The following is a 10,446-nucleotide window of genomic DNA, read 5'->3' on the forward strand; positions in this document are numbered from 1 at the left end:
GATCTTGTCATCTCAGATATTAGGAATCGTGCGTGACATCCGACCCAGGTTTATCGCTCAGAATTTCGATTCCGAGTTCCGAGGTGTATCTCACCTTGAACCTCCCCAAGACCGCTTCCCCTTCTGCGTTTAGAGGAAGAGCTAACTGTCCTTTGAGCAGGTAGTGCTTGTTCCACGCCATAGGTGTTTGTTGTTCAAGCGTCCCAACTACATCCTCAAAATCCGAGTTGTACCGGGTCATTCGCGTTGGAAGCCGAACGGTACTTGACGCCAGGTGGAATGCCTGGCGGTAATTGAGTTCGGGGTCACCAGTGATCAACCAGTCGGTGCCCAGTGGCACGTACTCCTCCGCATCACCGAAGATGGGAATAACCTCAACTGCCGGCTCAGCGTCGCGCACTTGCGCCGCACCCACCTCATCATCCCCAAGGGTGATGGTGGCTTGCCGGAGATCACCAAACAGATCACTTAGTTTCGTGCATCTCTGTGGTGATTTCAGACGGAAGCTCTTCGATCGGCTATGTGCCGTCTGTACACGCGCCTCCTCGGCAACCAGTGCTTTCTCCCATTCCTCCATCCACTCCGTGGGAATGTCTTGTTCAACGTCGTAGACCTGACGCACGAGCGCAGCTACGTCATCCGGACGTCTAAACGTCGTGGGCAAATGAAGGATGGTTGAAAGAAGAACCTTCGCCCCGTAGATGGCTTCAGCTCCCGAATTGAGAACTGGGCAAGGGGTCTGGGACTCGATACCTCGCACAAACACTTTTGGTTCCCGTACCCGTTCGGGGCGGTCAGCCACCGGGCGATTATGCCGATGCAGGCGCCCAATACGCTGAATAATCAGGTCCATCGGGGCAATGTCTGTAACCAGGACATCGGCATCAATATCTAGACTCTGCTCCGCTACCTGAGTGGCAACCACGATTTTTCGGTCTGGTCGCCCCGCGCCGCGGTGGGCATCCGGGCCGAGCTCCCCACGCAAGCGGTCTTCCTTCTCTGAACGCTCCCAGGCCATGAATCCCGCGTGGTGCAACTCAACTTCGTCAGGATAAAACCGCTTTAAGGCACTGTATGTTTCTTGGGCGCGCGCAATGGTGTTGCAGATAATGAGGGCCACGCCGCCATCCTCAAGCACATCTCCAATGCGCTGCTGAAGAGCATCGAGCGAATCATCAATAACCTCCATTGTTGCTTCGAGGTTCGTGGGGCTAGGTTCGGGCGCGAGGTTTCGCTGCCCCGATTCGGAGACCACGGTAATGAGCGGATACGCATTCGAAGGCTCCGCGATTTCCCGACCGGAGAAAGCCTTGACCAGTGCGTTTCTGCGCTCGGGCGGCAAGGTCGCAGACATCATGATGACTGTCACGCCGTACTCCGCCAGCCATTCAAGAGTGGTTTCAAGGTAGTCAGAGGTATAGGTGTCATACGCATGGACCTCGTCGAAAATGATGATTTTTCCAGCGAGCGCAACGTGTCGCAGCATCGAATATCGTTGCCGCAGGGCCATCATGAGCACCTGGTCAACGGTTCCTACAACCACGTTTGAAAGCAAACCACGGCGCCGTCCACTCATCCACGAACTGGCAACCACATTTTCACCAGCCAGACCATCCTCCCCAATCCCTCGGAATCGCAACTCCTGATAAGGCTGCGCCAATTGATTTTTGGAATGAGCTAGGTAGAGAGATGAAACAGCACCTGATTCAGTGGTGTTTTCAGCCCAAGCGATAGTCCGCTCGAGCAAACCATTAGCCGTAGCCATCGTTGGCGCCGCGAAGTAAATCCCCTGGGCGCCGGTGGCATTCGCAATCACGTGCGCCGTGGCCAGGGCAGCCTCCGTCTTTCCTACACCAGTTTCAGCCTCAAGAATGATCAATGCCGGCTCCGTGATTTCCTTCGCGGCCTCGACCATCGCCGATTGAACGCTCCTCGCGCGATAAAACTCTGGCCAGCCGAAAGAGCTTTGATATTGCTTATCGACGTCCCCCTCAACCGCCTTCCCCCTCCACGGACCAGTCAAATCGGTCGATTGCATCCCGACGCGAATGCGAGCTTCCTGGCTCCCATCGACCACCATGGGAAATGCATCGGCGTTGGATGCAATCCAGTCAGCGATAACGACGAGACCCGTAAACAACTGCATCACCGAAGCGTTCGGCCTTGCCCCCTCTTTCAATTCATCCAGCGTCGGCCGAACCCCCGTCGCATCAGCCATAGAATCCAACAATTCAGTATGAATTTCTTGCCATTCGCGAGAGTAGGTACTCAAAATCGTCTCAATATGATCCCGCTCCCCATCCAAAGACGGGACACCGTGGTGGGCATCAGCCACGGACGCCAGCCATTCCGCAGTGGGAAAATCAAAGCCCTCATCCATGAGCCAGTTCGCAATCAGAACCCCCGAACAAATGCCATGTGGCATCTTGTCTCGCCCCTTTTCCAAACCACTCATACGGAGAGGGATGCCGACGTCCGCCAGCGCCGAAACAAGATGCTCGTACCCTCCCATCTTCTCCAACTGCGTCTGGAACTTGAGGCAGGCTTTTCCAACGTCGTGGGTTCCCGCCAGCCACACATACAAGCTCCGCACCTGCTCATCAGTGAGACCCAACCCTTCTGACAACCTGCGTTTCAAAGGTTTCGCGACCCAGATGTCGTAAACCACGGCAGCGACCCGCGCAGCATCCATGAGGTGCTGGGGAAGACTAAGGCTCCCACTCTCATCTCCCGACTTCGCCCACAAGGCCCGTGATCGCTCACTGAAATCTAGGGAAGCCAAAAGCCCTCGAACAGATTGTTCAAGGAGCAAAGTTTCGTGTCGCCCCTCCATGATCTACTCCTTGCTAACGATCCATGCGATAAACATCTTCACCAACGAAGATAGCATAATCCCTCCACCATTCCGGTCTTAATAATCTCTTAATAACAAGTTAGGTATAGCGATCGGGCCTAATTTAGCAAAAATAGGCACCACTCACCTACCGTTGGCTCATCCCCGATTACGGGGATGAGCCATTGTTCTTATGCGATTGGCTCCCCTCCCCGCGTGAGCGGGGTATCATCGGATTGGGCTTCAAGTTGTCCCTCTCCCAATGTGGACAGCCCCTCCCCCACTGTTCAGGGAGGGTGCTCCCCGCGTGAGCGGGGATGAGCCCCCGTCCATATATTTGTGTGTGGCCCGCTGTTTGTGCTCCCCGCGTGAGCGGGGATGAGCCCCTCCGCGAGCTGTTCCGCTACCACAGACAGCCGTGCTCCCCGCGTGAGCGGGGATGAGCCGAAACCACCCCGAAAGGAAGCGTCAAATGACACGTGCTCCCCGCGTGAGCGGGGATGAGCCTAGGTGTCAGGAAGAAACCACCCCGAAAGGAAGGTGCTCCCCGCGTGAGCGGGGATGAGCCCCCCACCAACCTTGGACACCACCCCAGACATACGTGCTCCCCGCGTGAGCGGGGATGAGCCGTCGCAGCCGAAGTTCTCGGCGACAACTAAAGAAGTGCTCCCCGCGTGAGCGGGGATGAGCCCAGCCGGTAGACACGCTTCTTGTCACCATGGGCGTGCTCCCCGCGTGAGCGGGGATGAGCCGGCAACCTCGGTTTTACCGGCAGCATCCGCCGCGTGCTCCCCGCGTGAGCGGGGATGAGCCGGGTGCTTTGGAGAATATGGGTGCGGCTGCTGGGTGCTCCCCGCGTGAGCGGGGATGAGCCCTCGCATACGTTTAGCGTGACTGGCAGCCGCCCGTGCTCCCCGCGTGAGCGGGGATGAGCCTTTGTGGGTCATTTCGTGGTGGATGTCGCGGACGTGCTCCCCGCGTGAGCGGGGATGAGCCGCAACTTGCACAGACAAGGGCTGCCCCGATGGGGTGCTCCCCGCGTGAGCGGGGATGAGCCCATTGACGTTGAAGGCCCTGGCGAACTTCACAAGTGCTCCCCGCGTGAGCGGGGATGAGCCCATCAGTCCAAAGAATCATTATTCTTAGGCCTCGTGCTCCCCGCGTGAGCGGGGATGAGCCCGCGGTCCAGGCGCGGGCCGGGGTGGGGCGGGTAGTGCTCCCCGCGTGAGCGGGGATGAGCCCCCCCACGGTCAATCTCCCGCTCAAAAAAAGTAGTGCTCCCCGCGTGAGCGGGGATGAGCCGGGGGTTCGGGGTTAGAGTTTTTGGAAGAGGCTGTGCTCCCCGCGTGAGCGGGGATGAGCCCGGGAATGAGGTCGCGGTACAACCATGAGCGTGGTGCTCCCCGCGTGAGCGGGGATGAGCCCACGCCGCGATCATCCTGCCTAAACCGGATCTTGTGCTCCCCGCGTGAGCGGGGATGAGCCCAGGCGCTAAAGCCGACCCGTTCACCCGCGACGGTGCTCCCCGCGTGAGCGGGGATGAGCCCGAGAAAGCATCACGCCATGTACATCACTGACAGTGCTCCCCGCGTGAGCGGGGATGAGCCGGTTGCTGGTAATCAGAAGCTCACCACGATGGAGTGCTCCCCGCGTGAGCGGGGATGAGCCGTACCGCATATCGAAGATTCTCTGATTGTGTCGGTGCTCCCCGCGTAAGCGGGGATGCGCCCCCACAGTGAGGCAACAGGAACCCAAGTGGAGGAGTGTTCCCCGCGCAAGCGGGGATGCGCCCCCACGGAGGGAAGCCCCCCACACCGCTTTCAAAGTGTTCCCCGCGTAAGCGGGGATGAGCCGCTCACCCTGTAATTGCTCCATCAGCGCATCACGTGTTCCCCGCGTAAGCGGGGATGAGCCCACCAGCGCCTGGCGGAGACGCTCGACGTACTCGTGTTCCCCGCGTAAGCGGGGATGAGCCCCGGATGTACTCGGAAAAGCGAAGGGGGCGGCCGTGTTCCCCGCGTAAGCGGGGATGAGCCCCGGCCCCCGGCATCAACCCGAAAGGACATGTCGTGTTCCCCGCGCAAGCGGGGATGAGCCCTGCCTGTGCAGGTCGGTCAAGCAAAATCGTGTGTTCCCCGCGTGAGCGGGGATTGAGCTTGGGGCTACGTTTAGGTTGGGTTGCACCAGAATATGCGGTGGCTCGTGGCAACTATGTAGTGGGCTGTGGGGGTGTTTGGAGTGAAACGTCGAAACGCAAAAATGCCCCTGCCAATCGGCAGGGGCATGATGCGAAGACGCGCTTACTTGAGGGAGACCTTTGCGCCAGCCTCTTCCAGCTTGGCCTTTGCAGCCTCAGCGTCGTCCTTGTTTGCGCCCTCGAGGATGGCCTTCGGTGCGCCCTCAACCATCTCCTTGGCGTCCTTCAGGCCCAGGCCGGAGACGATCTCGCGGACAGCCTTGATCACGCCGATCTTCTTGTCGCCAGCGTCCTCGAGAACGACGTCAAACTCGTCTTTCTCCTCAGCAGCCGGAGCATCGCCGCCAGCAGCACCCGGGGCAGCAGCAACTGCAACCGGAGCGGCAGCGGTAACGTCGAAGACCTCTTCGAATTCCTTCAGGAACTCGGAGAGCTCGATGAGGGTCATTTCCTTGAACTGCTCAATGAGCTCGTCCTTAGACAGCTTAGCCATTGTGGCTTCCTTTCTTTATGCGGCCGTGTGGCCGACTTGTAAGTGTGTTTGTGGTGGGCTTGCCTTAAGCGGCGTCGCCCTGCTTGTCCTGCAGTGCGGCAACGAGTCGTGCCGTCTTGGAGGCCGGAGCCTGGAACAGGCCTGCAGCCTTTGCCAAAGAACCCTGGAATGCGCCGGCAAGCTTGGCCAGAGTGGTCTCGCGGTTGTCCATCTCTGCGACAGCGTCCAGCTGGGCTGCGTCGAGAGGGTTACCGTCCATGTAGCCGCCCTTGAGGATGAACTTGTCGTTCTCCTTGGCGAACTTCTTCATCACCTTCGCAGCGTCAACCGATGCGTCGCCCTGGATGAAGGCAACGGCGGTTGGGCCGGTGAGAAGATCATCGAGACCCTCGATGCCCTGCTCGTTAGCAGCGATCTTCACGAGGGTGTTCTTGGCGACGTGCAGTTCAACATCAAAGCCCAGATCACCGCGCAGCTGCTGCAGCTGACCAACGGTCAGACCACGGTACTCGGTGAGGAACACAGCGGAAGATGACTCAAACTTCTCCTTGAGAGCCTTGAGCTCCGCAACATTCTTCGGGTTTGCCATAACACACGCCTCCTTCCCATTACTTCATGTCTTGTCCGCCCGGAGCTTTCAGACACTTTGCATCCGTTTTGGAGCGAAGCGACAAAAAGCCCCGTGCAGAAGCACGAGGCAGTGCGCATGTTGCGCGAAAGGTGCCACGTTTCTCCTGCGTGGGCCGATCCCTGGGTGGGATCCTTCGATCTGCCTCGAGGACAGATGACCGACGGTCTTCGGTGAAACTTGAGCTCGGGTAGTACCCGTTCAAACTTCGGTTGAGTACCCTAGCGCTTCCCCTTGGCTTTTTCCAAATCCTTGATCAGGCGCCGCGCCGCGTTAAACAGCACGATCCCGCCAATCAGCGCCATCACCCCCACGCCTAGCGCGAGCCCGGACCAGAATCCGCCCGCCGTGAGTGACGCGAGCCCGCCGAGGCTATCCACGCGATCAGTGTCCTCATCGGGCACGCCCATTCCGCTTATCGACGATCTAATCGGCGCCCCTTCCTCCCCGACTTCAACCGGCGGAGCATCCTCCACTACATCTTCCGGTGCGTCCTCCATTGCATCGGTGATGTCCTCAGCGTTACCGACTGGCGCCGGTTGGGCAACACCACCACCTACCGCCGCGGGTTGCGCAACGCCAGCTGGTGCAGCGACGTGAGCGGGAGCTGGTGCACCTGCTTGGTTTTGGGGTGCAGTGCCTCCCGGATGGCCCGGCGCGGGTTTGGTAGCTGGCTTGGTGATGTTGCCTTTGGTGGTGCTGTTGGTGTTGGTCCGTTTTGGGGCTGCGGCTTTCAGGGTGCCGTCAAGGGCTTTGCCAAGTTGCTGCACGGCGGTGCCTATCTGGCCGATGCCCTGTGGTGTCCACGGGCTGGCAACTGATGGGGCAGATGGGAGTCCGGCGCAGAGCTCATCCACATTGCCCAGGTCTGTATAGCCGGCAGCCTGGTGCGCCTGAGCAGTGGCAATGGTTTTATCCCCCACGAGGAATGGTACGTCGATGGAGTGATCGATGTTCTCCCCTGCCGCGGTTTCCCCACTGACGTTGAACCGCACCGTGTAATAGCCCGGCCGATTAAAGCCGAAGGCCATGTGGTCATGTGCGCGGGCCGGGTACTGCATCACGTGACTGCGGTCGTGGGAATCAAAAGCGATTTTGAGACCACCGAGGGATTCATGCCACGCCAGCATCCGGCCGGGGCCGGTGTAATCACTGATGGACACAGTCACGGTACTGCCCGGCGCGAGGGTGCCGGGGGCGAGGTGGTCTGTGGAAAAGCCTGGCCACGGCACGTTGGGTTTCTGCGACTGCGGCAGGGACCACAGGGTTTCCGGCTGGCCCGGCAAGGACTCCCGGATCTTTGCCGGTGGTGTCACCTTCGCCGCATCCGGGACGGTCAAGGCGAATGTGCCGCTCGGGCGGGAGATGGTGTTGGCCGGGTCAGAGCCGTCGAGAAGCTCAAACGTGATCGGCTTATCGCCGCCGCCGGCCAGAGCGATATCGAGGTGCCCGTGGGTAATGATGGTGTCTGGTTTACCCGCTAGAGCCTTGGCTGCCTGGCACTTCTCTGCAGCGTTGGGCAAGCGGGGCGCAGGCCTGCTGGGTTCGCTGGGCGGGTTCGACGGCGCGGGCGGCTGGCTGGGTCCCGGTGATGGCCCGGGTGGCGGCGTTGGTGCTGGTGTATCGACTGGGGCTAGCGGGTTAGTGATGGGGCGAAGCTCCGTCGTCGTCCCTTTCGGCAAGCCCGCCTGTTCATCCGTGCCCACGAGCCAGTACATGGTGACGGGGGTGGTGAGTTCCTGGGTGCCGTCGATAAGCTCGGCACGACCTTGCCACGTGGTGGCGTAAATACCGGGCTTGGTGAAGGTCCAGGTGAAATGGCCATGCGCACCCACTTCGTAGTCAATGCTGTGCTTGGTCTCATCGGCGCTGCTGAAGGCGTGCTCCACATCCCCGGCACCGCCCGCGCCAGCGAAGAAGACATTCATGTCGCCCGGTCCGGAGAATTCTTTGAGGTCGAAATACATGAGGTCGTCGACGAAATTGGTGGGGATCCGCCCATCCAACTCGTGGTTCGGGTCGAAGGCGCCAAGGCCCGCCCAGATCGGGCGCCACTGGTCGAAGAAGCTGACGGACTGCGGGGCGGTCCACACCACATCACCCGGTGCCCCCAGGAAGGACAAGGCATCGGAGTCGGGGACGGTGATGCGGCTCACCTCATTACCGTCCGCATCCGCGTCGGGCGCGAGACGGAAACACACATCATCCATGGGCACCACGGATTGGCCATCCACCGCCATCACGGACAATGCGCCCTGGGCGTCGCGGGTGCCGTACAACGCATCAACGTGAGAGTGGTACAACAGCTTGCGGCCCGCGCAGGGATGGGTCACCTGCCTGCCCTCCGTGGTTGTCATGGTGGCGTCCGCGGGCAGGTTCACACCAAAGCCTGCATCGCCGGGGCGGTGGGCACTCGATACGGCAGGGTCCGCAGCAGCAGTGCCAGCCCCAATGAGGGCACCACTTAAGGCGCTGCCAGCAACCACGAATGTGGCAGCCACGGCAGCTGAACCGCGACGCAGAGCAGAAGTATCAGTTGAGTGAGTGAGCAAGGTTCTTCCTTAAGTCGTGCCGTGTACGGCGGCGAAAACGTTCGGTGGCCAGCCCCTGCTGGGGCGAAAAGAGCCAGCTGACTACAAAGAATGCGGTGAGACAGAGCACTACGGTGGCGCCGGTGGGGGTGTCATAGGCCCAGGACAGCCACACTCCGAGGACGGAGCCGGCAACACCGGTGCCAGCGGCAAGCAACATCATCACGCCGAGCTTGTCAGTAAACATCCGGGCTGTGGCAGCCGGGGTAACCAAGAGGGCAACCACGAGGATGTTGCCGATCGTGCGCACGGAAATCACCACCGCCGTGGTCACCGCCAAGTACAGCAGCAGGTCCAGAACAAAAACGGGAAGGTTCATGGAACGCGCGGTCTCCCGGTCCAGACTCACCGCAGTAAACCACGGACGCAAGCCCAGCATGAGCCCCACAATGAGAATGCCGGCGGCCGCCGAAACCCACATATCCTGCTCAGACACACCAGTCAGCGAACCGAAAAGGAAAGATGTGAGCGAGGCGGTATAGCCCTCAACGCGGGAGATCACCACGAGCCCCACGGCGAACGCGGCGGCGTAGAAAATACCGATCACGGTGTCTTCCTTCACCCGTTCCCGCTGTGAGAACACCGCGATCAACACCGCCACCGTCATGCCGGCAACAGCACCGCCAAGCAGCACAGACACCTGCAACGCAAAGGCCACAGCAATACCGGGGAACACAGCATGCGCCACAGCATCACCGATGAAGGCCATCCCACGAAGTACCACGTAGCAGCCCACCACCGCACAGACCACCGCCGCGATCACCGCCACAATAAGGGCGCGCGGCAGGAAACTCAGTTGAGGGTTGGTCAAATCAACCAGGAACTGCACAAAACTAATCTCAGGCACGAACGCCTCCTTGAACAGCATGAATTCCAGCCAGCCACCGTGAATTCGGGGCCACACAAAAAGTTTCCGACCATGGCTGCGGGTCAGCGAGGTCCTCCGGGCTGCCATCAGCAACAATGCCGTGGTTAAACAAGATCAGACGGTCACAGGAATACACCGCCTCAGCGACGTTGTGCGTGGACATCACCACAGCCACACCGCTGTCCACCAGCTCGCGGAAGAGATACAAAAGTTGTTCGGTGGTGGGGATGTCAAGGCCGGTAAAGGGTTCGTCGAGAAGCAAAAGCTTCGGCTCACGCGCAAGCGCACGAGCGACGAGGACACGCTGACGCTGACCGCCGGAGAGCCTTCCCACTGGGCGTTCGCGCAGGTCCCAAAGGCCGACCTGTTTGATAGCGCGCGCTGTGGCGATGTGGTCCGCGCGACTGGCGGGGCGCCACCATGGGCGCAAACTCAGGCGGCCGCTGAGCACCATCGCGTAAATGTCAATGGGAAAATCCCACGCCACCGCATGACGTTGCGGCACATAGCCGACAGCATCCCGCACCCCCTTACCGCGCTGCCCGGACACCTCAACCTCACCAGAATCGGCCTTGACCAGACCCAACAACGCGCGCAGGAACGTCGTCTTGCCCGCACCATTCGGCCCAAGCAACCCAACAAACTCCCCGGCGCCCACCGTCACGCTCACATCCGCGAACACACTCGCGGGGCCGTAATTGACACGCAGCCCCTCCGCAACCAACACGGCTTCTTCCAAGTAATGGCGCATCAGGCATCCCCGCCCATCTCAGTGAGAGCCTCGTCCCGCGTGGCCCGCGCGCGCCGCATCAACGCCGCGCCCGCGAGTCCCACGA

Annotated in this window: 6 protein-coding genes and 1 CRISPR repeat array; all 6 genes read right to left on the bottom strand. The window is 60.5% G+C overall.

What is annotated here, in order from left to right; genetic code table 11:
- Positions 1-19: 19 nt before the first annotated feature.
- Complete coding sequence (gene cas3 / locus F4V54_RS03240; RefSeq protein ID WP_428840481.1) at positions 20-2,812, bottom strand: CRISPR-associated helicase Cas3'; 2,793 nt, start codon at positions 2,810-2,812, stop codon at positions 20-22.
- A 317-nt stretch (positions 2,813-3,129) separates the two neighbouring features.
- A CRISPR array of direct repeats spans positions 3,130-4,989; the repeat unit is 28 nt; unit sequence GTGCTCCCCGCGTGAGCGGGGATGAGCC.
- Between the two features lie 144 nt (positions 4,990-5,133).
- A complete protein-coding gene (rplL, locus tag F4V54_RS03245; RefSeq protein ID WP_150386220.1) occupies positions 5,134-5,523 on the bottom strand; it encodes a 50S ribosomal protein L7/L12 in 390 nt (129 codons plus the stop codon).
- Between the two features lie 64 nt (positions 5,524-5,587).
- Positions 5,588-6,112, bottom strand: coding sequence for a 50S ribosomal protein L10 (gene rplJ / locus F4V54_RS03250; RefSeq protein ID WP_034665525.1), 525 nt, complete (start codon positions 6,110-6,112; stop codon positions 5,588-5,590).
- A 260-nt stretch (positions 6,113-6,372) separates the two neighbouring features.
- The gene (locus F4V54_RS03255) at positions 6,373-8,703 is read right to left on the bottom strand and encodes a choice-of-anchor M domain-containing protein (protein ID WP_150386221.1); all 2,331 of its coding nucleotides are present in this window, start codon (positions 8,701-8,703) and stop codon (positions 6,373-6,375) included.
- Entirely contained in the window at positions 8,684-9,589 is a 906-nt protein-coding gene (locus tag F4V54_RS03260; RefSeq protein ID WP_249041219.1) for an anchored repeat-type ABC transporter permease subunit, read from the bottom strand. Before F4V54_RS03260 ends, F4V54_RS03255 begins: the two co-directional genes overlap by 20 nt.
- Positions 9,582-10,361 (bottom strand): anchored repeat-type ABC transporter ATP-binding subunit, encoded by a 780-nt coding sequence (locus F4V54_RS03265; RefSeq protein WP_150386222.1) that lies wholly within the window; start codon positions 10,359-10,361, stop codon positions 9,582-9,584. The genes F4V54_RS03260 and F4V54_RS03265 overlap by 8 nt, the downstream gene beginning before the upstream one ends.
- Positions 10,362-10,446: the final 85 nt, after the last annotated feature.

The sequence above is a fragment of the Corynebacterium tuscaniense genome, assembly GCF_008693065.1.
GTDB lineage: Bacteria > Actinomycetota > Actinomycetes > Mycobacteriales > Mycobacteriaceae > Corynebacterium > Corynebacterium tuscaniense.